Raw genomic sequence first — 22,547 nt, 5'->3', positions numbered from 1 at the left:
GCGCCGCCCCGCTCGCCCTCCTCTCCCCCCTCCCTCTCCCCTCCCTCGCCCCGTCCCGCCTCTCGCGAATCAGGAACCCTGGCCATGAGCACACACGACGACATCCACGACATCCGTATCAGCGGCGGCAAGGTCGTATCGGCCTTCACCGGCGAGGAGTTCGCCGCCGATGTGCTGGTGCGGGGCGAGACGATCAGCGGTGTGGTCCCGCCCGGGACGCCCGCGGCCGCGCACACCGAGCTGGACGCGACGGGCCTGCTGGTCGCGCCGGGCTTCGTGGACGCCCATATGCACATCGAGAGCTCCTTCCTGACCCCCAGCACGTTCGCCGGCATCACGCTGGCCCGCGGCACCACCACCGTCCTGGCCGACCCGCACGAGATCGTCAACGTCGCGGGCGCCGAGGCGATGCGCTGGATGATCGAGGAGGGGCGCGGCACCGCGCAGACCCAGGTGTGGGGCGTGCCGTCGTGCGTGCCCGCGGTACAGGGTCTCGAACACTCCGGCGCCGAGCTGAGCGCCGAGGACATCGCCACGATGCTGCGCTGGCCCGACGTGGTCGCGCTCGGCGAGGTGATGGACTACCGCGCCGTGGTCGGTGCGGAGCCGCGTATGCACGGCATCATCGACGTGGCCCGCGAGGAGGGCGCGCTGCTGGACGGCCACTGCCCGAACCTCAGCGGAGCCGAGCTGAGCGCGTACATGGCCACGGGCGTCGACTCCGACCACACCAAGAACCGCACCGAAGTGGTCCTGGAGAAGGCCCGGTTGGGCATGCTGATGATGCTCCAGGAGAAGTGCCTGCTGCCCGAGGTGATCGAGGCGCTGCTGGCGCTCCCCCAGCTTCCGCCGCTGTGTCTGGTCACCGACGACCTGGCCGCCGACCACATCGTGCGGGCCGGGCACCTGGACCACATCGGCCGGGTCGCGGTGCGCGCGGGCCTGCCCGCGCCGGTCGCGCTGCGGGCGATGACCTGGACGCCGGCCCAGCGGCTGCGGCTGCACGACCGGGGCGTGGTCGCCCCGGGCAAGCGCGCCGACCTGGTGCTGCTCCGCGGGGAGCTGGGCGACTTCGACCCGGCGGTGGTACTCGCCGGGGGACGGATCGTCGCCCGCGACGGTGCGGCCGCGGATCCCGTGCGCGACCCGGACGGCGCGGACGGCGGCGCCTCCGGGGCCGCGACGGGCGGGACGCTGACCGGCACCGTCCGGGCGCCGGTGCCGGACGCCGACGCGTTCCGCTGGCGCGTCGCACTGCCGGACGGGCAGCACACCTTCCGCGCCCTGCGCACCAATCCGCGCGACACCTACACCGAGGCGACCCAGGTCGAACTCCCGGTGCGCGACGGCGAGGTGCAGTGGGAGGGGCGCACCGCGCTGGTGCGGGTGCGCAACCGCTACGGACGGGACGGCACGGTCTTCGCGCCGCTGCTGGGCCCCGATCTGGGGGCCGGCGCGGTGGCCACGACGTACGCGCACGACAGCCACAATCTGCTGACGGTGGGCACGTCGCCGACGGCCATGGCGGCGGCCACCGCGCAGGTCGTCCGGGACGGCGGCGGCGTGGCCGTGGTGCGGGGGGACGGCGGCACCTCGGTGACGGCGCGGCTGCCGCTGCCGGTGGGCGGTGTGATGTCGCCGGCTGCCGCCGAAGAGGTCGCCGAGGGTGCGCGCGCGGTCCGCTCGGCGCTGGAGGAGTGGGGCTGGCGGCACCTCAACCCGTTCATGAGCGTGTCCACGCTGACGCTGGCGGTCTCCCCGAGCCTCAAGATCACCGACCGTTCGCTGGTGGACGTCGTCAGCCGTACTCCGGTGCCGCACACCGTGTGACGCCGTGGGAGGCGCCGCGCCAGGCGCCACACAAGACGCCGCACAGAGGGCCGGTCAGCGGCCCGGGCACGGCTCCTTGTGCCCGGGCGCTGCCATGGCGTAGACGGCTGCCGTGACCGCGCCGTAGGTCAGATGGGGCACGAGGTCCGCGAGCCAGTCGGCCGGGCGCCAGGTGCGGGGGTCGGAGACCCGGAGCGCGGCCAGCGGCACATCGGAGGCCGCCATCGCCGCCATGCCGGTCGCCAGGCCCGCGAGCGGCGGCCCCGGGCCGCGGCCGAGCGCCCGGGCCGCCCCGTACAGGGTGCCGACGCCCACGCCGGTGAGCATGCCCAGCACGGCGGAGACGCCCGTGGTGCGGTTCTCCCGGGTCTCCCCCTCGCCGGGCACGGGGACGCCGGTGCGGTCGCTGAGCTGCTCGACGAGCTGCTGCGGTGCCGAGCTGCCGCCGCGGCCCCGCGCGACCATGTCCAGATAGGTGACGGCGTTGAGCGCGGTGGTCCCGGCGGCTCCGGCCGCGGCTCCTGCGAGCACGTTGCGCATCATGGGCCTCGCGGTTCCCGGGCGGGGACGCGGGAAACGCAAGGGCGGCGGGAATCGCGGAGGCGCGAGGAGCGGGGGCCACCAAGGCGGGCTGCGCTTCCGCGGGGAGCGGCCGGGAAGCGGCCGGGAAGCGCCCGGCGCGGTGTCCGGCGGAAATCGCCGTGACACCCGTTCGTGTGGTGCTTATCGTCGCCGCTCATGGAACCACTGACCGAGCGCTCGATCCGCGACTGCTTCATCAACTGCTCGAAGGGCGAAGCCCGCCGGATGAGCATCCCCCGGGACCTGGAGACGCGGCCCTGGGCGGATCTTGACTTCTTCGGGTGGCGGGACCCGGGCGCTCCCGACCGCGGCTTCCTCGTCGCCGAACACGACGGCGGGCTCGTCGGGGTCACGCTGCGTGCCGCGCCGGCGGTCCGGCGCAGCTTCACGAAGACGACCGTGTGCTCGGTGTGCGTGACCTCGCACCCGGGCACGGGCGTCGCGCTGCTGGCGGCGCCGAGGGCGGGCACGGCCGGGCGCCGGGGCAACACGGTGGGCGCGTATCTCTGTGCCGATCTGGAGTGTTCCCTCTACATACGCGGCAGGAAGCGGACCGGTGGCGAGCTGCGCACGCAGGAGACGCTGTCGCTGGAGCAGAAGGTCGAGCGGCTGCACACCAATCTGGCGGAGTTCCTGGCCAAGGTGCGCGTCGACTGAGCGGACACGACCCGTCCGGCACACCGGCGGCGCGGTGCGTGCGGAGTCAGCCCTTGCGGGTCTTGACCTCCTCGGTCAGCTGGGGCACGACCGCGAACAGGTCGCCGACGACGCCGTAGTCCACGAGGTCGAAGATCGGGGCCTCCGAGTCCTTGTTCACGGCCACGATCGTCTTCGACGTCTGCATGCCCGCGCGGTGCTGGATCGCGCCGGAGATGCCGGCGGCGATGTACAGCTGCGGGGAGACGGTCTTGCCGGTCTGCCCGACCTGGTGCGAGTGCGGGTACCAGCCGGCGTCCACGGCCGCGCGGGAGGCGCCGACCGCTGCGCCGAGCGCGTCCGCCAGCGCCTCGATGACCGGGAAGTTCTCGGCGCCGTTGACGCCGCGGCCGCCGGAGACCACGATCGCGGCCTCGGTCAGCTCGGGGCGGCCGGTCGACTCCCGCGGAGTGCGCGAGACGACCTTGGTGCCGGAGGCCGACTCGCCGAAGGACACGGCCAGTTCCTCGACGGCGCCGGCCGCGGCGGCGGCCTCGGGGGCGACCGCGTTGGGCTTCACCGTCACGACGGGGGTGCCCTTGGTGACGCGCGACTTGGTGGTGTAGGCGGCGGCGAACACCGACTGGGTGGTCACCGGGCCCTCGTCGCCGGCCTCCAGGTCGACGGCGTCGGTGATGATGCCGGAACCGATCCGCACCGCCAGACGGGCCGCGATCTCCTTGCCCTCCGTGGAGGAGGGGACCAGCACGGCCGCGGGCGAGACGGCGTCGTAGGCGGCCTGGAGGGCGTCGACCTTCGGCACCACGAGGTAGTCGGCGAACTCGGCCGCGTCACGGGCGAGTACGCGCGTCGCGCCGTACTCGCCGAGGGTCTTGGCCGCCTCGGCGGCGTTCGGGCCCAGGTGCACGGCGACCGGGTCGCCGATCCGGCGTGCCAGCGTGAGCAGTTCGAGGGTGGGCTTGCGGACGGCGCCGTCCACGTGGTCGACGAGGACAAGAACTTCAGCCATGGTGATTGCTCTCCTGCCGGAAGATAGAGGGAAGTTGACGGGTGCGCCGCGGGCCTCGCGGGGCCCGCGGCCGCGGCATCAGAGGAACTTCTGGCCGGCCAGGTACTCGGCCAGCTGCTTGCCGCCCTCGCCCTCGTCCTTGACGACCGTGCCGGCCGACCGGGCGGGCCGCTCGGCCGCCTCGTCGACGACGGTCCACGCGCCCTCCAGACCGACCTCGTCCGCCTCGATGTCCAGGTCGTCCAGGTCCAGCGACTCCACCGGCTTCTTCTTGGCCGCCATGATGCCCTTGAACGACGGGTAACGGGCCTCGCCCGACTGGTCGGTGACGGAGACGACCGCGGGCAGCTGCGCCTCCAGCTGCTCCGTCGCCACGTCGCCGTCCCGGCGGCCGGTGACCTTGCCGTCCGCGACGGCCACCTCGGACAGCAGCGTCACCTGCGGCACGCCCAGCCGCTCCGCCAGCATCGCGGGCAGCACGCCCATGGTGCCGTCGGTGGAGGCCATACCGCACACGACCAGGTCGTAGCCGGTCTTCTCGATGGCCTTCGCCAGCACGAAGGACGTGCCCAGCGCATCCGTGCCGTGCAGATCGTCGTCCTCGACGTGTACGGCCTTGTCGGCGCCCATCGACAGCGCCTTGCGCAGGGCGTCCTTGGCGTCCTCGGGGCCCACCGTCAGAACGGTGATCTCGGCGTCGTCGGCTTCGTCCGCGATTTGCAGCGCCTGCTCGACCGCGTATTCGTCCAGCTCGGAGAGGAGACCGTCGACCGCCTCGCGGTCGGTGGTCAGGTCCTCAGCGAACTGCCGGTCACCGGCGGCATCGGGCACGTACTTCACACAGACAACGATCCTCAAGCTCACGCCGGTTCTCCTACTGCGTCGACTTACGGTTCCGGTCTCGTGGACCGCGTCCGCTCACAATATTACTCGTCAGTACACCCAGCACATTCCCGGTTCTCAAGATCCAGCAACTGTGACCTTGCCAACGGGATGAGCAGTGCGGACAACTCCATCACGCGGGGCGGTGCGAAGCGAGGGCCACGGGGCGGGAGATGGCTCACGCGACGGCTTCGCCGAGCGCCGCGATGACGTCCACCCGGCGGGGCTGTCCGGCCGCCCTGCGCACCTCGCGGCCGTCCGCGTCCAGGACGAGAACGGTCGGGGTGCTGCGGATGTCCAGAGCGCAGACGAGCGCGAGATGGTCCTCGGCGTCGTACTCGACGTGCCGCACGCCCTCCACCATGGCGCTGACCTCCGCGAGGGTGCGGCGGGTGGCGCGGCAGGGCTGGCAGAAGGCGCTGGAGAACTGCACCAGCGTCGCGCGGCTGCCCCGCTCCGCGGGATCCAGCCAGTCGTTCACCGCTTCCGCACCCGACACCGTGCCTCCGCTCCCCGGTCGTCCGTAGCCCGTCGTCCGTCCGCCGACGTCTGTCGTCCGCCGGCTCCGCCCCCGCTCCGTGCCGCGCGGCCGTGCGCATGTGCACGCGAGGGCGCTCCGACCAGTGTGCCTCCGGGGACCGACAGGCGAAGGCCCGGTTCCCGGTCTGTGGACGCCGGCGGTGGGCAGTGAGGAGAATCTCGCGCCTCCGGGGGCAGCGGGGTAGCCATGCGTGCGGCTTTGGGGAACGATCTGAGCGAGCCAGAAGTTACGCACCCGTAAGTTCTGGCTTCCTGGCGGGAGAACCCTCCCCAGGCACCGACAGACGAAGGGTCCCCCCGACGTGGCAGATCTTCTGTACCCGCCGGTGATCGGCGCCGCCCGGGCGTGGTTCAAGGCGCTCGACCTGCGTTTCGACATCCACGGCACCGAACACGTGCCCGCCCGTGGCGGCGCGGTGCTGGTGAGCAACCACATCAGCTATCTCGACTTCATCTTCACGGGCCTGGCGGCACGTCCGGCCAAGCGGCTGGTGCGGTTCATGGCCAAGGAGTCGGTCTTCCGCCACAAGATCTCCGGCCCGCTGATGCGGGCGATGAAGCACATCCCGGTGGACCGCTCCCGCGGCGAGCAGGCGTACGGCCACGCGCTGGACGCGCTGCGCCGCGGCGAGGTCATCGGCGTCTTCCCCGAGGCGACGATCTCGTGCTCGTTCACGCTCAAGGACTTCAAGTCGGGCGCCGCCCGGCTGGCGCAGGAGGCACGGGTCCCGCTGGTGCCGATGGCCCTGTGGGGGACGCAGCGGCTGTGGACCAAGGGCCGGAAGAGGGACTTCGGGCGCCACCACTTCCCCATCAGCATCCGCGTCGGCGAGCCCGTCCCGGCGGAGAGCGACGAGACGGCGGTCGGGGTGACCGAGCGGCTGCGCGAGCGGGTGCACGATCTGCTGGAGGCGGCGCAGCGCGCCTACCCGGTGCCGGCTGCGGGCGCGGCGGGCGCGTGGTGGCAGCCCGCGCACCTGGGCGGTTCGGCGCCCACCCCGGCGCAGGCCCGCGCCCTGTGAGCGGCGCTCCCGGCTGACGCACGCCCCGCCGGGGTCCCGCCCGCGGACGGCACGGTACGGGCAGCCGGGAGACCCTAGGGAGTGTCTTCAAAGTAGCGGCGTCCGCCCGGAGGGCGGGCCTGGCGGTGTCTGGTGCGTGCGCTCGCAAGGCGGAGGAGGGAGTCCCTGCGGAGCAGCGGCGACCGACGACAACGCCGCGAGCGTGCGTGCCAGGCGCCGCCAGGCAGGCGGGACTTTGAAGACACGACCTAGGCGCGGTCGGGGTGCGCGGAGGTGTCCGCGAGCCGGCGCAGCAACGGCGCGGCCGCCAGGACGTGTTCGGCCTCCGGGGTGCCGAGCGAGCCGAGGCGCTGCAAGAGCGCCTCGGCCTCGCCGTGGGCGACGCCCAGCAGTGCGTCGGTTCCCTTGTCGGTGATGGCGACACGGGTCGCGCGCCCGTCGGTCGGATCGGGCTCCCGGCACACGAGGCCGGCGCCTTCGAGTTCGGCGACCGCGGCGGTGGCGGTCGGCTGGGAGCAGGGGACGCGGTCGGCGAGCACACCCACCCGGCTGGGACCGGCCTCGGTCAGCTGGGAGAGCAGTATCAGCTGGGTGGGCTGGAGTCCCCCCGTGGGACCCGCCCGGCGCAGCGAGCGCAACAACCGGTGCAAGGACAGCACGAGTTCCAGTGCTGCGTCGTGGCGGGTCCCCATGACTCCCCCATGTACTCGTCTTGTTCAGGTCAAGAGAGTGTAAGGGTCGGGGCGTACATGTCGATCCAGAGTGCCAGGTCCAGTGCGCGCTCCAGACCGCGCCGGGACGCCTGGGTGATGAGCGGGGTCTCCACCTTGACCGCCTGCTCCATCCACTCCCTGCTGACGAGGTCGAAGACCTGGTGCGAGGGCTTGGCCAGCAGATCCTTCACGTTCGCCTGAAGCGCCGTGTGGTACTTCGGGTCCTGTGTGGAGGGGTAGGGGCTCTTGACGCGGTCGTAGACGGAGCGGGGCAGCACATCGGCGGTCGCCTCGCGCAGCAGGCTCTTCTCCCTGCCGTCGAAGGACTTCAGCGACCAGGGGGTGTTGTAGACGTACTCGACGAGGCGGTGGTCGCAGAAGGGCACGCGCACCTCCAGGCCGACGGCCATGCTCGCACGGTCCTTGCGGTCCAGCAGGACGCGGACGAACCGGGTGAGGTGCAGATAGCAGATCTGGCGCATCCGGTACTCGAAGTCGCTCTCGCCGTCGAGGCGTTGGATGTCCCGGGTGGCGGCCGCGTAGTTGTCGCGGATGTAGCCGGGCAGGTCGAGCGCACGGGAGAGGTCGCCCGGCAGGATGTCCCCGTCGTCGCCGAGGCTGTGGGAGAGCTGGGTGAGCCAGGGGAAGGTCTTCCCGCGGCGCGCCTCCTCGTCGAAGAAGTGCTTGTACCCGCCGAACACCTCGTCGGCGGACTCGCCGGACAGGGCGACGGTGGAGTGCTCGCGGATGGCCTTGAACAGCAGGTACAGCGAGGCGTCCATGTCGCCGAAGCCCATGGGGATGTCGCGGGCGCGGATGACGCGGGAGCGCACCTCGGGGTCGGCGAGGTCGTCCGAGCTGAGGACGATGTCCTGGTGGTCGGTGCGTGAGTCGCGGGCGACGTCGTGGACGAACGGGGTGTCGGGGGTGCCGCGCATCTCGTCGGGGACGAAGTTCTCGGTCTGGCCGACGAAGTCGACGGCGAAGCTGCGCACGGTCTCGCCGCTCTCGCGCAGCTGTTGGGCGGCGAGCGCGGTCATCGCCGAGGAGTCCAGGCCGCCGGAGAGCAGGGTGCAGCGGGGCACGTCGGAGACGAGCTGGCGGCGGACGATGTCGTCCATCAGCTCGCGGACGTGCGCGATGGTGTCGTCCTTGCTGTCGGTGTGCGCCCGGGTCTCCAGCTCCCAGTAGGTGTGGGTGCGCGGGCCGTTGCTGTCGACGGTGACGACGGTGCCGGGCTCGACCTCGCGCATGCCCTCCCAGACGGCGTGGCCGGGCGTCTTGACGAAGGCGAACAGTTCGCGCAGCCCGTCGAGGCCGACCTCGCGGCGGGCGAGCGGGTTGGCGAGGATCGCCTTGGGCTCGGAGCCGAACAGCACCCCGTCGGAGGTCTCGTACCAGTAGAAGGGCTTGATGCCCATGCGGTCGCGCACCATGACGAGCTGCCGGCTGCGCGAGTCCCAGATGGCGAACGCGTACATGCCGTTGAGGCGTTCGGCGAGGGCCGCTCCCCACTCCAGGTAGGCGCGCAGGACGACCTCGGTGTCGGAGTCGGTGGTGAACCGGTGTCCGCGGGAGGCGAGTTCACGGCGCAGCTCGGTGTAGTTGTAGGTCTCCCCCGAGTACACGAGGGCGACGGTGCCGTCGGGGGTCTCGGCGGTCATGGGCTGCCGGCCGCCGGGCAGGTCGATGATGGCGAGCCTGCGGTGCCCGAGTGCGGCGGGCCCGGATATCCAGGTACCGGTGTCGTCGGGTCCGCGGCAGGCCATCGTCTCCGTCATCGCGTCGAGCGTGCCGCGTTCGCTGCCCAGGTCGCGTCCGTAGGAGACCCACCCGGTGATTCCGCACATGACGTCCTCCGGTTCCGGCCGTCGACGACGACGGCCGTCGGTGCTGATGCTGGTTGTCACACAGGCTTGACCGAAAGTCACTTGTATCGGCCACCTATGTAACAGCCATCTTTCACCGCGAGGACGGGCACGAAACACGAACGGAGATCACATCGTTGGGATCACGCCACCGGGAAGGCGCTACAGCGCGGCATCCAGCAGCCGCAGGAGATGCCCGTGGCCGGACGCCCGGCGCAGGGCGCGCAGCACCACGGGATGCGGCTCGTCGTAGAGCACCGGGTAGTCGCACTCGCCCTTCTCCGGCCGGACGCGGTAGGCGAGTTGCTCCCTGTCCGGGGAGAACCGGGCCTGGATGCCCGGCTTGTTGCCCCGCGGGTCCTGCCGGATCCAGCGGCCACCCGGGAGCTTGAGCGCCACCAGACCGTGCAGCACGGCCAGTTTCTGGTAGCACAGACCGGCCGGAATGCCCTCGGCCCGCAACAGCGCCACGAGGGCGTGCGCCTTGGCGTGGCAGATCCCGGTACGCAGCTGAAGGACCTCGGAGGCGCGCCAGGTGATGCGCGGGTCGCCCACGTCGAGCGAGTGGTCGACGGTGTCGCACACGAAATCGAAGGCGGCGCGCGCGTATCCGGCCGGCCCCTCGCCCGGGGCCCGGGAGCGCAGCCGGGCGGCGGTCTCCCGGACCAGGGGGTGGGTGTGGTCGAGGGCGGCGCCGGCGGCCAGGAAGGCGGACTCGTCAGCGGTCACGGGTGTCAGCTGCATGCCCGGGGAGCGTACGCCGCGGCCCGCCGCAGCTCAATCGCTTTGCGGCGGGCCGTATAGCTATACGAACTGGCGGGCGGGTCAGCGGAATCCGTCCGCGGCCATCTCCTCCCGCAGTGCGGCGACGAAGCCGTCCACGTCCCCCTCGGTGGTGTCGAAGGAGCACATCCAGCGGACGTCGCCGGCGGCCTCGTCCCAGAAGTAGAACCGGTAGCGCTTCTGGAGGCGTTCGCTCACCTCGTTCGGGAGGCGGGCGAAGACCGCGTTGGCCTGGACGGGATGGAGGATCTCCACGCCGTCCACCGTCCGTACGCCCTCCGCGAGCCGCTGCGCCATCGCGTTGGCGTGGCGGGCGTTGCGCAGCCACAGGTCCCCGCCGAGCAGCGCCTCCCACTGCACCGAGATGAAGCGCATCTTGGAGGCCAGCTGCATGGACAGCTTGCGCAGATGCTTCATGTGCCGCACGGCGTCCGGGTTGAGCACCACGACGGCCTCGCCGAAGAGCATCCCGTTCTTGGTGCCGCCCAGCGAGAGGATGTCGACGCCCGCGGTGTTGGTGAAGGCGCGCATCGGCATGTCCAGCGCCGCCGCGGCGTTGGCGATCCGGGCGCCGTCCAGGTGGACGAGCATGCCGTGCCGGTGGGCGTGGTCGCACAGCGCCCGTATCTCCTCGGGCGAGTAGAGCGTGCCGAGTTCGGTGTTCTGCGCGATCGAGACGACCTGCGGCATGGCCCGGTGCTCGTCGTCCCAGCCGAACGCCTCGCGGTCGATCAGATCGGGCGTGAGCTTGCCGTCCTCGGTCGGCACGGTCAGCAGCTTCAGACCGCCGACGCGCTCGGGCGCCCCGCACTCGTCGACGTGGATGTGCGCGGTGTCGGCGCAGATGACGGCGCCCCAGCGGTCGGTGACCGCCTGGAGGGCCACGACGTTGGCGCCGGTCCCGTTGAAGACCGGGAACGCCTCGGCCCGCCGCCCGAAGTGGCTGCGCACCACCGTCTGGAGGTGCTCGGTGTAGACGTCGGCGCCGTAGGCGGACTGGTGGCCGCCGTTGGCGAGCGCGAGCGCCGCCAGGATCTCCGGATGGGCGCCGGCGTAGTTGTCGCTGGCGAAGCCGCGGGTCTCGGGGTCGTGCCGGCGGCGCGCGTCGGTGCCGGGCGACGCGGGCCGGGACGGCTGGTTCGCGGCGGTCACGGCGCGGGCGTCAGCCACAGGCGGGTTCCGTTCAGCTCATCGGCGGGCTTGCTCCAGGTACCGGCCACGGCGGCGGCCAGATCCTTGACGTCGGTGAAGCCCGAGAACTTGGCGTTGGGCCGGTCGGCGCGCATCTGGTCGTGCACCAGGGCCTTCACGACCAGGATCACGGCGGCGGCGGGCGGAGCGCCCTCTCCTCCCGCCTTGCGGAAGGCGTCGCCCAGGGCGAGCGTCCACGCCTCGGCGGCGGCCTTGGAGGCGGCGTAGGCGGCGTTGCCCGCCGTGGGCTTGCTCGCGCCGAGCGCACTGACCAGCAGGAAGCGCCCGTTGCCGGAGCGCTTCAGCGGGCCCTCGAAGGCGAGCGAGGTGTGCTGGAGGGTGCGGATCAGCAGGTCGTGCAGCACGTCCCAGTCGCCCAGGTCCGTCTCCGCGAAGGAGGAGGAGCCGCGCCAGCCGCCGACCAGGTGGACCAGGCCGTCGACCCTGCCGAACTCCCGCTCCGTCTTCTCCGCCCATGCCCGGGCCTCGGCCGGGTCGAGGAGGTCGACGGTGTCGCCCGTGACGGTGGCGCCGCCGTGTGCGAACCGCGCCGCGTCCACCGACTGCGCCAGGCGCTCGGCGTCCGCGTCGCAGGCGACCACGGTGGCGCCCTCCTCCGCCAGTTTCCGCAGCGTCGCCTGCCCGGCCGGGCCCGCGGCACCGGCGACGGCGATCACCGAGCCCTGGAGCCCGCCCTCGCCGTCGCCCTCGTAACCGCGCTTCGTCGTCGCGTCCGTCATCCTCGTTCTGCCTCCTCGTACCTGGCGCTGTGCTGACCGCTCACGCGGCGACCGGCTGGGCCGGGCTGTGTGCGGTGATCCCCTGTGTCGATGCGATCACACCGCGCAGCTTCTTGGCGAGCGCCTCGTAGAACATGCTCAGCGGAAACTCGTCGGGCAGCACCTCGTCGACGAGCTTGCGCGGCGGGAGGCTCACATCCAGCGCCTCGGGGCCCTTGGCCCAGGTGGAGCCCGGGTGCGGGGCGAGATAGCGGGAGACCAGCTCGTAGGCGCGGAACCAGTGCACGAGCTTGGGGCGGTCGATACCGGCGCGGTAGAGCGTCTCGATCTCCTCACGGAGGGCGACGGTCACCTCGCGGGCCCGGTCCCAGTCGATGCTGAGCCGGTTGTCGGTCCAGCGCAGCGCGTCGTGCTGGTGGAGGTAGGCGAACAGCAACTGGCCGCCCAGGCCGTCGTAGTTGCGCTTGCGCTCGCCGGTGACGGGGAAGCGGAAGAGGCGCTCCAGGATCATCGCGTACTGCACGTCCCGGCCCTGCGGGAAGCCGTCGGCCTCCAGCTTCACGCCCTCGTGGAAGGCCGTCAGATCGCAGCGCAGCTCCTCCAGCCCGTACATCCAGAACGGCTGCCGCTGTTTGATCATGAACGGGTCGAAGGGCAGGTCGCCGTGGCTGTGGGTGCGGTCGTGGACCATGTCCCACAGCACGAACGTCTGCTGGCAGCGCTGCTGGTCGGCGAGGAGTTCCCGGGCGTCCTCGGGCAGTTCGAGCTTGGTGACCTCGCACGCCGCCGCGACGACCCGGCGGAAGCGGGCCGCCTCGCGGTCGCAGAAGATGCCGCCCCAGGTGAACCGCTCGGGGGCCTCGCGGACCGCGATCGTCTCCGGGAAGAGCACGGCCGAGTGGGTGTCGTAGCCGGCGGTGAAGTCCTCGAAGGTGATGCCGCAGAAGAGCGGGTTGTCGTAGCGGGTGCGCTCCAGCTCGGCGAGCCAGTCCGGCCAGACCATGCGCAGCACGAGCGCTTCGAGGTTGCGGTCGGGGTTGCCGTTCTGGGTGTACATCGGGAAGACGACGAGGTGCTGGAGTCCGTCGCGGCGGTCCTGCGCCGGCTGGAAGGCCAGGAGCGAGTCGAGGAAGTCCGGTACGCCGAAGCCCTCTTCGGCCCAGCGGCGCAGATCGCCCACCAGCGCCCGGTGGTAGGCCGCGTCGTGCGGCAGCAGCGGAGCCAGCTCCTCGACGGCCGCGATCACCCGCTCCAGATGCCCCTGGACGCTCTGCCGGGAGGGCGCGTCCTCGGCGTCGAAGTCGATCGAGCCGTCCTTGGACTGGGCGGGGCGGATGGCCTCCACCGCCTCCTTGAGGGTGGCCCAGGCCGCGTGCCCGGTCACGCTCTCGGACGGCGAATCGGCGTCATCGACGGGATGTGGCGAAAGAATTTCCGTCATGGCAACCCCTCCACAGGAGAAACTGGCGTCAAAGAACCGTATACACGGTTGCGTCCTCCACTCAAGGGGAGATGACAGGAGATTATCCGGGGAGCACTTGCCGACGCCGCGAATCTTCCTCCCGCAGCCCGCTGACGGCGCGGTATCTCTCCCCGGCCACGGCCGCGGCCACACGGCGGACGAGGCACCCGGCGGGCCGCGCGCCCCCGCCCGCACCGGCGCACCCCGGCGCCGGCGGGCCTGCGGCATCCGGGTGAGCGCGGGCGCACGGAACGGCGGCGCCGGACGGACGCCGGACGGATAGTCTGGCGACCGCGCGCCGCGCCCCGCGCGGTCGCACCCGTCCACCACCCCGTACACCCCGTACACCGCCTACACCGCACGAAAGCGAGAGCCCACCGTGCCACTGCTCACCGTCGGCCACCGCGGAGTGATGGGCGTCGAGCCCGAGAACACCCTGCGCTCCTTCGTCCGCGCCGAGCGCGAAGGGCTCGACGTCATCGAACTCGACCTGCACCTCAGCAAGGACGGCGAACTGGTGGTGATGCACGACGCGGAGGTGACGCGGACCACCGACGCGGAGGGCCCCATCGGCGGCTTCACCCTCGCCGAACTGCGGCAGCTGGACGCCGGCGAGGGCGAGCGCGTCCCGGTCTTCGACGAGGTCGTCGACGCGGTGTCCGGTCCGCTCCAGGCCGAGATCAAGGACACCGCGGCGGCCCGGGTGCTGGCCGGCACGATCGAGCGGCGCGCGCTGCACGAGCGCGTCACCGTGATCTCCTTCCACGCCGAGGCCCTGCGCGAGACCCGGGCCCTGCTCCCCGGCATCCCGCTGGTGCTGGTCGCCGGGCGCTCCTCCCCCACCGCTCCGGAACGCGCCGTGGAGCTGGGCGCCGGGATGATCTCGCTGGAGCTGGAACACGTGGACGCCGACATCGTCAAGCGCGCACACGCCGAGGGGCTGCGGGTCATCAGCTGGACGGTCAACACCCGCGAAGACCTCGCGCGCGTCCAGGAGTTGGGGCTGGACGGCGTCGTGACCGACATGCCGGACATCGCCCGCGCGGCGCGCGCCCTGCCGTAGGCCGCGCGGCGCGTCCGGCCGGCAGGTCGAGGCGCGGCGCCGGTCAGTCCAGCGGCTTGGTGAGCAGCTCGAAGGCGAGGTCGGGGCGCTGCGGGATGCCGAAGCGCTCGTCGCCGTACGGGAACGGGCTCAGCTCGCCGGTGCGCCGGTAGCCGCGCCGCTCGTACCAGGCGATCAGGTCCTCGCGCTGCCGGATGACCTGCATCCGCATCCGGCGCGCGCCCCAGGTGCGCGCCGCGGTGCGCTCGGCCTCCGCCAGCACCGCCCGGCCCAGGCCGGCGCCCTGGAGGGACGGGCTGACGGCGAACATGCCGAAGTAGGCGTCCTCGTCCTGGCGTTCCAGCTGGCAGCAGGCGACAAGCCCGCCCTCGTTCTCCACCGCGAGCAGGATGCTGTCCGCGTCCCGGACGATGGCGGCCACGCCCTCCGGGTCCGTGCGCTGCCCCTCCAGCAGGTCGGCCTCGGTGGTCCAGCCGGCCCGGCTGGAGTCGCCGCGGTAGGCGGACTCGACCAGCGCGGTGAGCGCCGGGACGTCGGCCTCGACGGCCTGCCGGAAGGTGAGGGGGCCCGGGCCCCGCTGTGCGGTCGTGCTCATGCCCGGAAGCCTAACCGGGCGGGCGGAACTACAGTGCGGGGATGGTGCACGTACTGAGCAGCAGGGTGCTGCTGCGCCCCCGCGACCCCGACCGCTCCCGCGCCTTCTACGGCGGGACCCTCGGCCTGGAGATCTCCCGCGAGTTCGGCACAGGTCCGGAACGCGGCACCGTCTACTTCCTGGGCGGCGGCTTCCTGGAGGTCTCCGGCCGCTCCGAGGGCGACGCCGGGCCGACGCTCCAGCTCTGGCTCCAGGTGGCCGACGTCCGGGCGGCGCACGCCGAGCTGACGGCAGCCGGTGCCGAGGTGCTGCGGCCGCCGGTGAAGGAGCCGTGGGGCCTGGTGGAGATGTGGATCGCCGACCCGGACGGGCACCGTCTCGTCCTCGTCCAGGTGCCCGACGACCATCCGCTGCGCTACCGGCCGGGCATCTGACCCACCGCTGCCGCGTCCGGCGACGCTCCCGCGAGGATCCGGCGAGCCCTCCGGCTCCGGCGGTGCACCCCCGGTGCGCCCGTGCGCTCCCCTGTGCGCGGGCCGCCCGGGCATCCTCCCCGCAGGAACCCGCGGGGAGGTGGGCAGGATGCACGGCCCGGCGACGGTCGGCTGGCTGATGACGGCACTGTGCGCGGTGACCGGGCTGGCCTGCGTCCTGCGCACCCGGCGGGCCGGCCGCCCCGAACGGGCCGAGGCCGCGCACGAGGCCGTGATGGGCTTCGCCATGGCGGCGATGGCCGTGCCGGCCCTGTGGACCGGCCGCCCCCTGGCCCCGGACGGCACGGCCGCCGTCTTCGCCCTGCTGTTCGGCGGGCTGACGGTGGCGGGAGCGCGGCACGCGCGCGGCGCACGGGACGACGGGCACGGCCGCGGTGCGCGCGAGCGCCATCTGCACCACACGGTGGGCGCCGCGGCGATGTGCTACCTGGCCGCGGCGATGGCGTTCTCCTCCCCCGCCGGCCACACGGCGGGCCACACCGGACACGGCGCCCCGGGCGCCGGACTCCCGCTGCTGACCGGCGCCCTGCTGGTGTACTTCGCCGGCTCCGTGCTGCGCACCGGCGTCCGGCTGCTGCCCGCCGGTGCCCACGGCACCGTCGTCGGCGCCGCCCCCGCGGCCGGGATGGCGGCCGCCTGCCGGCTCGCCATGGGAACCGGCATGTGCGCGATGCTGCTGACCATGTGACGGCCGGACGGGCAACCGCGGCGCCGCGCCTCTCAGGCGCCCCCGGGCACCCGGTACTTCGCGCCCGGCACTCCCTCGTGGTGCCCAACGGGCCGCATCCGCGGGGCACATACGGCGCGCCGCAATCGTGACGCGGCTCACTTCTGGTCGGGGGAGCGTATCTCCCCCTCCCCGGCGCCTTCTAGGCTGTGCCCATGATGGTCCCGCTCGCGTTGATGGCGCTCGCCCTGCTCGCCGCGGGCCTCGCGCCCCGCGTCCTGACCCGCTGCTCGTGGCCGGACCGCGAACCCGTGCTCGCGCTGTGGGTCTGGCAGTGCGTCGTGGGGGCCGTCCTGCTGTGCTGCCTGCTGGCCATGGCGCTCTCCGGCGCTGCGGCCTTCGAGGTGGTGCGCAGCCATGTCTTCGCCGGGGCACCGCGCGGGGTCGTCGAGGCGTACGGAACGGGCCGCGGGGCGCCGTGGGCCGGTGCGTTGTCGGTGCTGCTGGCGTGCGGCGGCGCGTGGACCGGCGCGATGCTGGCGCGGGAGATCCGGGACGCGCGCGCCAGGCGCCGCCGGCGCCGCGCCGAGCTGCGCGCACGCGCGCCCCAACTGCCCGGCGAGAAGCCCGAGTCGGGCGACCGGCTGGTGGTGCTGGAGGACGAGCGGCCGGACGCGTGGTGGATGCCCGGCGGCTCCGGCCAGCTGGTCATCACGACGGGGGCGCTGCGGCGGCTGAAGGGCCGGCAGCTCGACGCGGTCGTGGAGCACGAGCAGGGGCACGCGCGCGCCCGGCACGACTGGCTGCTGCACTGCTCGGCCGCGCTGGCGACCGGGTTCTCCCGGGTCCCGGTCTTCGCCGGCTTCCGCGACCAGGTGCACCGGCTGGTGGAACTGGCCGCCGACGACGTCGCCTCGCGCCGCCACGGCCGGCTGACGACGGCCCTCGCGCTGGTCGGCCTCAACGAGGAGCGGGGCGTGTTCGGGCCCTGTCCCACCGCCCTGGCGCTGGTGCCGCAGCGCGTGCACCGGCTGCTCACCCCGGCGCAGCGGCTGCCGGTCGCGCGGCGGCTGCGGGTCACGGCCGTGGCCGCGCTGGTGCCCGTCGTCCCCGTGCTGGTGGCCTTCGCGCCGGGGCTCTCCGCGCTGCGCTGAGCCGTGCGCCGCGGCCCCCGACGGGGGATGATCGGCGCATGGCCGGTCCAACTCCCCTTCCGCCGCGGCTCTTCCGGGCGGCCTGCGCACTCGGGGCGTGCGCCGTCGTCCTGATGGTTCTCGTCGAAGCGGGCTGGGGCCCGCTGCTCGACGCCGACCGCGCCGTGTCCCGGTGGCTGCACAGGCCGGCGCTCGACCACCCGGGGTGGACCCGGGCCCAGCGGATCCTGACCGACTGGGTGTGGGACCCGTGGACGTTCCGCGCGCTCCTGGCCTGCGCCGTCGTCGGACTGTGGTGGTACGGGCAGCGTGCCGCGGCGGGCTGGACGGCGCTGACCGCCGCCGTGGGCACGGCCGTTCAGCAGGGGCTCAAGGGGGCGCTCGGCAGGGAGCGGCCGCGGTGGCGGGAGCCGGTCGACTCGGCGGAGTACGCGGCGATGCCCTCCGGGCACGTCATGACGGCGGCGGTCGCCTGCGTCCTGCTGCTGTGGCTGCTGCGCACCCTCGGCTCCCCCGCCGTCGTGGCCGCGCTGTGGCGGCCGGGCCTCGTGGTGGCGGGTCTGTCGGTGCCGGGGGTGGCGTTCACCCGGGTGTGGCTGGGGGTGCACTGGCTGACCGACACCGTGGTGGGGGCGCTGCTCGGCGCGGCGCTCGGGCTGGCGTCGGCCGGGCTCTGGGGGGCGTGGCGGGGCCGGGCCGGCGGGAGCCCGGCCGCCCGGCTCCCGGACGGGGCGCGGGACGAGCGGCGGTGAGGGCGGCCGCGCCGTCCCGGTGGCCCGGCGCTCTCACCCGGCGGCGGGCTGCGGGCGGACGGTGAGGATCTGCTGCGCGTGGCCGACGGGCCCCGCGACATCGTGCAGCACGGTGCTGGTCAGGCCCTGCCCGGTGGGGCCGAAGACGACGGTGGTGTCCAGCCCCGTCCAGCGGCCCTCGGGCAGCCGGTGGAGGTGGATGGTCAGATCGACGTTGGGGAACATCCACTCCTCGGGCGAGTGGCGGACGGCGATGCCGTTGGCGGTGTCGACGAGCGCGATCCAGGAGGCCGTCGGGCTCGCCGTCTCGCCGGCCACGAGGTCCGTCCCGGTGGAGAGCCAGGCGGTCGCGCGGCCCGGCTGCGGAGGGGCGAGCGGCCGCACGTCCAGGGAGGCGATGTACCCGCCGGGCCAGACGGAGGCCATGGGCCAGGAGGCGACCTCCTCGGGCGGGGTGAGGCGTGCGGCTCCGCCGCCGGCGACCGCGGAGGTGTCGATGGCCGTCAGGTACCAGGCGCGGGCCCGCACCACGGGCCGGGCGGCTATCAGCACGGTGGCTTCGACCAGTTCGATGGTGCGGCCGGGCCGTACGGTCTCCACCCGGATCTCGCACTCGTCGGTGGCGAGCCGGCCGAGGATGTCGAAGCTGACCCGGCTGAGCACCATGCCGGTGCCGGGGCGGCCGGCCCGCTCGCGCTCGATGGCGTGGACGATCAGCCCGCCGAGCGGGCTGAAGTGCTGCTCCGCGGTGTCCCAGGCGCCGCCCACGTGCGGGGTGGGCTTGTACCGGTGGTCATCGATGCGCTCGAAGTAGCTGGGCGTGGCCGGGGTGTTGGCGCTCAACGGGTCACTCCTGGACGGCGAGGGGCGAAGATCGATTGTTTCCCGGGCCAATGTATGCGGCACCGTCCGCGCCGTCGCGGGGGCCCGTACCGGAAGCGGCCGGGCCCCCGCGACGGCAGGAGCCGGGAGGCGCTACGGCTTGCGGGCGACGCCGCCGAGGTTGTCGACCTCGTCCGGCTCTCCGAACGGCAGGGCCTCGGGCCGCCAGCGGGAGACGGACACCAGCCCGGGCTCCAGGAGTTCCAGCCCGTCGAAGAAGCCGGCGATCTGTTCGCGGGTGCGGTTGACCCGGGGGTTGTCGCTGGTGCGGTTCCACTGGCGCACCATGTCGCGGACGGCCTGGGGGTTGACGACCTCGGCCGAGTCGCTGAACACCAGATGGCTGCCGGAGGGCAGGCCGTCGAGGAGCGTACCGACGATCTCGTAGGCGGACTCGTCGGTGATGTGGGCCACGACGCCGAGCAGTATCAGGGCGACGGGCTCGGAGAGGTCGAGCGTGCCGGCGGCGCCGCGCAGGATGGCGGCCGGGTCCCGCAGATCGGCCTGGATGTACTGGGTGACGCCCTCGGGCGTGCTGGTCAGCAGGGCGCGGGCGTGGGTGAGGACCAGGGGGTCGTGGTCGACGTAGACGATCCGGGATGAGGGCGCGGCGCGCTGGGCGACCTCGTGGGTGTTGTCCACGGTCGGCAGTCCGGTGCCGATGTCGAGGAACTGCCGTACCCCGGCCTCGGTCGCCAGGTGCCGTACGGCGCGGCACAGAAAGGCGCGCTGTGCCCTGGCCGTCGTCACGATGCCGGGGTTGGCGCGGGCGATGCCGTCACCGACCTGCCGGTCGACGTCGTAGTGGTCCTTGCCGCCGAGCCAGTAGTTCCAGATGCGTGCCGAGTGCGGCACGGTCTCGTCGATCTCCGCCAGAGCACGGTCCGTGCTGTCCGCCATCTCTTCCCCTCCCGCGTACCGGCCGTCTTGGGTCGGTCACATCCCACACGACGCGGTCCCCGCGGCCAAGCCCGGGACGCGGCCCGACTCGGGGGGGGAGAGAGAGAACGGAGCAGCGGGACGGCGGGAGCGGTCGCGGGGCCCCGACACCCGTGGCCGGCCGCGGGATTCGGGCCCGCCGGCCGGCCACGGGTTCGTGCGCCGATATCGGGGCGATCCCCCGCGTCGCCCCGATATCGGCTGCTCACCGGGCACAGGCGTGGGGTCACGCGAGCACCCGAAGCTGTGCTGAGTATATTGGCTCCGAGCCAGTCAACGCAGGAGTTACAGCATGTCCCCTCGGAGCGCATCGGTCAATGAAGAGTTGCGCCGACGTTCGCGCGAGCGCCTGCTCCAGGCGACGGTCGAGCTGGTCACCGAGCGCGGCTACGAGGCGACGAAGCTGGGCGACATCGCGGACCGGGCGGGGTCCGCACGGGGTCTGATCTCGTACTACTTCCCCGGGAAGCGCCAGCTGTTCCAGTCGGCCGTGCACCGCCAGATGCATCTGACCCTCGCCGAGGCGCTCGACCGGGGCGCGCTGCCCGACGGCCCGCTCGGCGGGCGGGAACTGCTGGCGCGGGCCATCGACGCCATCCTCGGGCTGGCCCGCGACCGCCCCGTGCTCATGCGGGCGCACATGGCCGGGATCCTCCAGCAGGAGGGCTTCGTGCAGTGCGACGAACAGCAACGGCTCGCCGCCCTGCTGCGCTCGACCGTCTCCCGCTACGGCTCGCCGGACCCGGACACCGACTATCCGCTGCTGCGGGCCCAGTTGATGGGCGCCGTCTTCGCCATCCTCATCCCCGGCGCCCCCACACCGCTGGAGCACCTCCGCGCCGAGCTGTTCGCCCGCTACGAACTGGAGTGGGAGCTGGGCGTCCCGCCCCCGGGGCACGACGCCGCGCCCGTCCTGCCCCGTGCGCGGGCGCGCGCTGCCATGACGGGCGCCGCGAGCAGGGAGCGGGAGGCACCCGGCCCGGAGCGTCCCTGACCGGTGCACGCCGGGGGCGGCAACTCCCGCCGCGCGCACCGGGCGCGGGCGGCCGTCAGCGGCGCGCGTGCCGGGGCAGCAGACCGGCGTCCCGGGCACCGGCGATGGTGCGCAGCGCCTTGCGCCGGCCGTACCCGGTGGCGGACATCACCGCCTCGACGGGGTCGCCGCCCCGGGCCCGGGCCCGGCGGTACGCCTCGGCGGCGGCCCGCTGCACGGCCGCACGCCCCCGGAGCCGGCCGGCCGCCGGGTGCTCCGTCTCGCGGCGGGCGTCGGCGGCGCGGGGCGCGGCCGCCACGGGCAGCGGGCAGGCTCCCAGACCGCGCACCGTCGGCGCGGTGCCCCGGGGGCGGAGCGCGGCGGGGCAGGCGGCGTCGAGCGACTCCCCGAGGCGGGCCGCGAGCCCGGCGAGGCCCCGGGGCGGCAGCGGCCGCTCGGTGCGCAACTCCTCGACGTGCACACGGCCTTCGACGACGGCCGCGAACACATCGACCCGGGTCCCGTCGTCGAGCGTGAACCGGACGTCGAACCAGCCGGGCAGCCCCTCGTGCGCCGGACCGTGCGGCGGGTGCGCCGCGGTCCGCGGGCTCTCACGCGGCGGGACGCCGGTGCCGTAGGCGCGCAGTTCCCAGACGGGGCGGGCGCGGGCCGGGCCGGCGGGCGGCGGCGGGACGAGGCCCGGCCGGCGGGGACGGTGCGACGAACAAGAGGATCTCTCCGACACCTTCGGCACCGTAGCCCGGCCCGCCGTCCGCACCGCCGGGGCACGCACCGGTGTGCCCAGCTGTCCCCCAATGCCGCACTGCGCCACCTCCCCTCTGACAACGCCCGGGCCGATCGCGCCACGTCGCCCGGGCGTTGTCAGAGGGCCGGGGCAGACTGTCCGCCTACCGAGACAACGACGTCCTGGAGGCGGTGACCGGCATGGCGGAAGTGCTGCTGGCGGTGGGTACGCGCAAGGGTCTGTTCCTCTCCCGCTGGCCCGTCGGGCAGCGGGCGGCGCGGGGCTGGGAGTTCACGGGCCCGCACTTCGAAGCGCAGGCGGTGTACGCGTTCAGCATCGACCGGCGCGGCGACGGCCCGCCCCGGCTGCTGGCCGGTGCGGACAGCGCGCACTGGGGCCCGTCGGTGTTCCACTCCGACGATCTGGGCGCCACCTGGAAGGAGCCGGCCGACCCTCCGATCAGGTACCCGCGGGACACCGGTACCTCGCTGGAGCGCGTCTGGCAGTTGCAGCCCGGCGGGGAGAGCGAGCCGGGCGTGGTGTACGCGGGCACCGAGCCGGGCGGGCTGTTCCGCTCGGTGGACGGCGGGGAGTCCTTCGAGCTGGTCCGGCCGCTGTGGGAGCATCCGACGCGCCGCGACTGGGCGCCCGGCGGGGGCGGTCTGGGGCTGCACACGGTCCTCGTCGACCCCCGGGACGCCCGGCGTGTGACGGTGGCCGTCTCCACGGGCGGGGTCTACCGCACACGGGACGGCGGGGAGAGCTGGGAGGCGCCGGGCAGCGGGCTGCCGCAGGGCGCGCACTACGGTCCGGTGCTGCGGGACGCGCTGTGCACGGACGACGCCGAGCCGGCCGGGATCTACTTCGGCAACCGCAACGGCGAGGTGTACGCGAGCGCCGACGAGGGCGACAGCTGGCAGCAGTTGGCGTCCCATCTGCCGGATGTGCTGTGCGTACGGGCGGCGGTGCTCGGCTGAGCGAACGGGGCCCGGCGGAGCGGTCAC

At 73.5% G+C, this 22,547-nt stretch carries 24 protein-coding genes; 10 read left to right on the top strand and 14 right to left on the bottom strand.

Going from position 1 to position 22,547, the window contains the following annotated elements; all coding sequences use genetic code 11:
• Nucleotides 1-84 precede the first annotated feature (84 nt).
• Nucleotides 85-1,830, top strand: coding sequence for an adenine deaminase C-terminal domain-containing protein (locus SCA03_RS03055; protein WP_030896477.1), 1,746 nt, complete (start codon nt 85-87; stop codon nt 1,828-1,830).
• A gap of 54 nt (nt 1,831-1,884) precedes the next feature.
• Here SCA03_RS03055 and SCA03_RS03050 read toward each other — a convergent pair whose 3' ends face one another.
• Nucleotides 1,885-2,370, bottom strand: a complete 486-nt coding sequence (locus SCA03_RS03050; RefSeq protein ID WP_371863890.1) for a hypothetical protein — start codon at nt 2,368-2,370, stop codon at nt 1,885-1,887.
• Nucleotides 2,371-2,568: 198 nt separating this feature from the next.
• Between SCA03_RS03050 and SCA03_RS03045 the strand changes: the two genes are divergently transcribed.
• Nucleotides 2,569-3,069 (top strand): FBP domain-containing protein, encoded by a 501-nt coding sequence (locus tag SCA03_RS03045; RefSeq protein WP_086814591.1) that lies wholly within the window; start codon nt 2,569-2,571, stop codon nt 3,067-3,069.
• A gap of 46 nt (nt 3,070-3,115) precedes the next feature.
• On the opposite strand, the gene SCA03_RS03040 is transcribed toward SCA03_RS03045, so the two are convergent.
• From SCA03_RS03040 to SCA03_RS03030, 3 genes are all read right to left on the bottom strand, one after another.
• A complete protein-coding gene (locus SCA03_RS03040; RefSeq protein WP_030891271.1) occupies nt 3,116-4,078 on the bottom strand; it encodes an electron transfer flavoprotein subunit alpha/FixB family protein in 963 nt (320 codons plus the stop codon).
• Between the two features lie 78 nt (nt 4,079-4,156).
• Nucleotides 4,157-4,942: an electron transfer flavoprotein subunit beta/FixA family protein gene (locus SCA03_RS03035; RefSeq protein WP_030891274.1), complete on the bottom strand. Its 786-nt coding sequence runs from the start codon at nt 4,940-4,942 to the stop codon at nt 4,157-4,159.
• A gap of 196 nt (nt 4,943-5,138) precedes the next feature.
• A complete protein-coding gene (locus tag SCA03_RS03030; RefSeq protein ID WP_086814592.1) occupies nt 5,139-5,459 on the bottom strand; it encodes a TlpA family protein disulfide reductase in 321 nt (106 codons plus the stop codon).
• A 343-nt stretch (nt 5,460-5,802) separates the two neighbouring features.
• Here SCA03_RS03030 and SCA03_RS03025 point away from each other — a divergent pair, with 343 nt between their 5' ends.
• Entirely contained in the window at nt 5,803-6,522 is a 720-nt protein-coding gene (locus SCA03_RS03025) for a lysophospholipid acyltransferase family protein (RefSeq protein WP_030891280.1), read from the top strand.
• A gap of 248 nt (nt 6,523-6,770) precedes the next feature.
• On the opposite strand, the gene SCA03_RS03020 is transcribed toward SCA03_RS03025, so the two are convergent.
• The 6 genes from SCA03_RS03020 to SCA03_RS02995 all read right to left on the bottom strand — a co-directional run bounded on the left by SCA03_RS03020 (nt 6,771) and on the right by SCA03_RS02995 (nt 13,258).
• Nucleotides 6,771-7,214, bottom strand: a complete 444-nt coding sequence (locus SCA03_RS03020; protein ID WP_030889802.1) for a MarR family winged helix-turn-helix transcriptional regulator — start codon at nt 7,212-7,214, stop codon at nt 6,771-6,773.
• Nucleotides 7,215-7,243: 29 nt separating this feature from the next.
• A complete protein-coding gene (gene asnB / locus SCA03_RS03015; protein ID WP_086814593.1) occupies nt 7,244-9,085 on the bottom strand; it encodes an asparagine synthase (glutamine-hydrolyzing) in 1,842 nt (613 codons plus the stop codon).
• Between the two features lie 180 nt (nt 9,086-9,265).
• Nucleotides 9,266-9,847, bottom strand: a complete 582-nt coding sequence (locus tag SCA03_RS03010; RefSeq protein WP_086814594.1) for a transglutaminase-like domain-containing protein — start codon at nt 9,845-9,847, stop codon at nt 9,266-9,268.
• Between the two features lie 81 nt (nt 9,848-9,928).
• The gene (locus tag SCA03_RS03005) at nt 9,929-11,056 is read right to left on the bottom strand and encodes a threonine aldolase family protein (protein ID WP_230988457.1); all 1,128 of its coding nucleotides are present in this window, start codon (nt 11,054-11,056) and stop codon (nt 9,929-9,931) included.
• Nucleotides 11,035-11,817 (bottom strand): SDR family NAD(P)-dependent oxidoreductase, encoded by a 783-nt coding sequence (locus SCA03_RS03000; protein WP_030889811.1) that lies wholly within the window; start codon nt 11,815-11,817, stop codon nt 11,035-11,037. Before SCA03_RS03000 ends, SCA03_RS03005 begins: the two co-directional genes overlap by 22 nt.
• A gap of 40 nt (nt 11,818-11,857) precedes the next feature.
• Nucleotides 11,858-13,258, bottom strand: a complete 1,401-nt coding sequence (locus tag SCA03_RS02995; protein ID WP_030889814.1) for a DUF6421 family protein — start codon at nt 13,256-13,258, stop codon at nt 11,858-11,860.
• Nucleotides 13,259-13,658: 400 nt separating this feature from the next.
• On the opposite strand from SCA03_RS02995, the gene SCA03_RS02990 reads away from it, so the two are divergent.
• The gene (locus SCA03_RS02990) at nt 13,659-14,342 is read left to right on the top strand and encodes a glycerophosphodiester phosphodiesterase (protein ID WP_086814595.1); all 684 of its coding nucleotides are present in this window, start codon (nt 13,659-13,661) and stop codon (nt 14,340-14,342) included.
• A gap of 43 nt (nt 14,343-14,385) precedes the next feature.
• On the opposite strand, the gene SCA03_RS02985 is transcribed toward SCA03_RS02990, so the two are convergent.
• Complete coding sequence (locus tag SCA03_RS02985) at nt 14,386-14,937, bottom strand: GNAT family N-acetyltransferase (RefSeq protein WP_030892017.1); 552 nt, start codon at nt 14,935-14,937, stop codon at nt 14,386-14,388.
• A gap of 41 nt (nt 14,938-14,978) precedes the next feature.
• Here SCA03_RS02985 and SCA03_RS02980 point away from each other — a divergent pair, with 41 nt between their 5' ends.
• The 4 genes from SCA03_RS02980 to SCA03_RS02965 all read left to right on the top strand — a co-directional run bounded on the left by SCA03_RS02980 (nt 14,979) and on the right by SCA03_RS02965 (nt 18,004).
• Nucleotides 14,979-15,371 carry a VOC family protein gene (locus tag SCA03_RS02980; RefSeq protein ID WP_030889823.1) on the top strand — a complete coding sequence of 131 codons (393 nt, stop codon included), beginning with the start codon at nt 14,979-14,981 and terminating at the stop codon, nt 15,369-15,371.
• Nucleotides 15,372-15,519: 148 nt separating this feature from the next.
• Nucleotides 15,520-16,119 (top strand): DUF5134 domain-containing protein, encoded by a 600-nt coding sequence (locus tag SCA03_RS02975; RefSeq protein WP_086814599.1) that lies wholly within the window; start codon nt 15,520-15,522, stop codon nt 16,117-16,119.
• A 194-nt stretch (nt 16,120-16,313) separates the two neighbouring features.
• Entirely contained in the window at nt 16,314-17,252 is a 939-nt protein-coding gene (locus SCA03_RS02970; RefSeq protein WP_030889830.1) for a M56 family metallopeptidase, read from the top strand.
• Between the two features lie 38 nt (nt 17,253-17,290).
• Nucleotides 17,291-18,004 carry a phosphatase PAP2 family protein gene (locus SCA03_RS02965; RefSeq protein ID WP_086814596.1) on the top strand — a complete coding sequence of 238 codons (714 nt, stop codon included), beginning with the start codon at nt 17,291-17,293 and terminating at the stop codon, nt 18,002-18,004.
• Nucleotides 18,005-18,037: 33 nt separating this feature from the next.
• On the opposite strand, the gene SCA03_RS02960 is transcribed toward SCA03_RS02965, so the two are convergent.
• Complete coding sequence (locus tag SCA03_RS02960) at nt 18,038-18,847, bottom strand: thioesterase family protein (RefSeq protein WP_030889836.1); 810 nt, start codon at nt 18,845-18,847, stop codon at nt 18,038-18,040.
• A 132-nt stretch (nt 18,848-18,979) separates the two neighbouring features.
• Entirely contained in the window at nt 18,980-19,786 is an 807-nt protein-coding gene (locus SCA03_RS02955; RefSeq protein ID WP_030892028.1) for an SAM-dependent methyltransferase, read from the bottom strand.
• 331 nt (nt 19,787-20,117) lie between these two features.
• On the opposite strand from SCA03_RS02955, the gene SCA03_RS02950 reads away from it, so the two are divergent.
• On the top strand, nt 20,118-20,819 hold the full coding sequence (locus SCA03_RS02950) for a TetR/AcrR family transcriptional regulator (protein WP_078874127.1): 702 nt from the start codon (nt 20,118-20,120) through the stop codon (nt 20,817-20,819).
• 55 nt (nt 20,820-20,874) lie between these two features.
• On the opposite strand, the gene SCA03_RS02945 is transcribed toward SCA03_RS02950, so the two are convergent.
• Entirely contained in the window at nt 20,875-21,543 is a 669-nt protein-coding gene (locus tag SCA03_RS02945) for a DUF6214 family protein (RefSeq protein WP_230988456.1), read from the bottom strand.
• 200 nt (nt 21,544-21,743) lie between these two features.
• Between SCA03_RS02945 and SCA03_RS02940 the strand changes: the two genes are divergently transcribed.
• Nucleotides 21,744-22,520, top strand: coding sequence for a WD40/YVTN/BNR-like repeat-containing protein (locus SCA03_RS02940; RefSeq protein ID WP_086814601.1), 777 nt, complete (start codon nt 21,744-21,746; stop codon nt 22,518-22,520).
• The last annotated feature ends 27 nt before the right edge of the window (nt 22,521-22,547 follow it).

The sequence above is a fragment of the Streptomyces cacaoi genome, from assembly GCF_006539165.1.
In the GTDB taxonomy this organism is placed as follows: Bacteria; Actinomycetota; Actinomycetes; order Streptomycetales; family Streptomycetaceae; genus Streptomyces; species Streptomyces cacaoi.
Note: the sequence above shows the minus strand (reverse complement) of the source record. Positions and strands in the feature narration are given on the sequence as shown.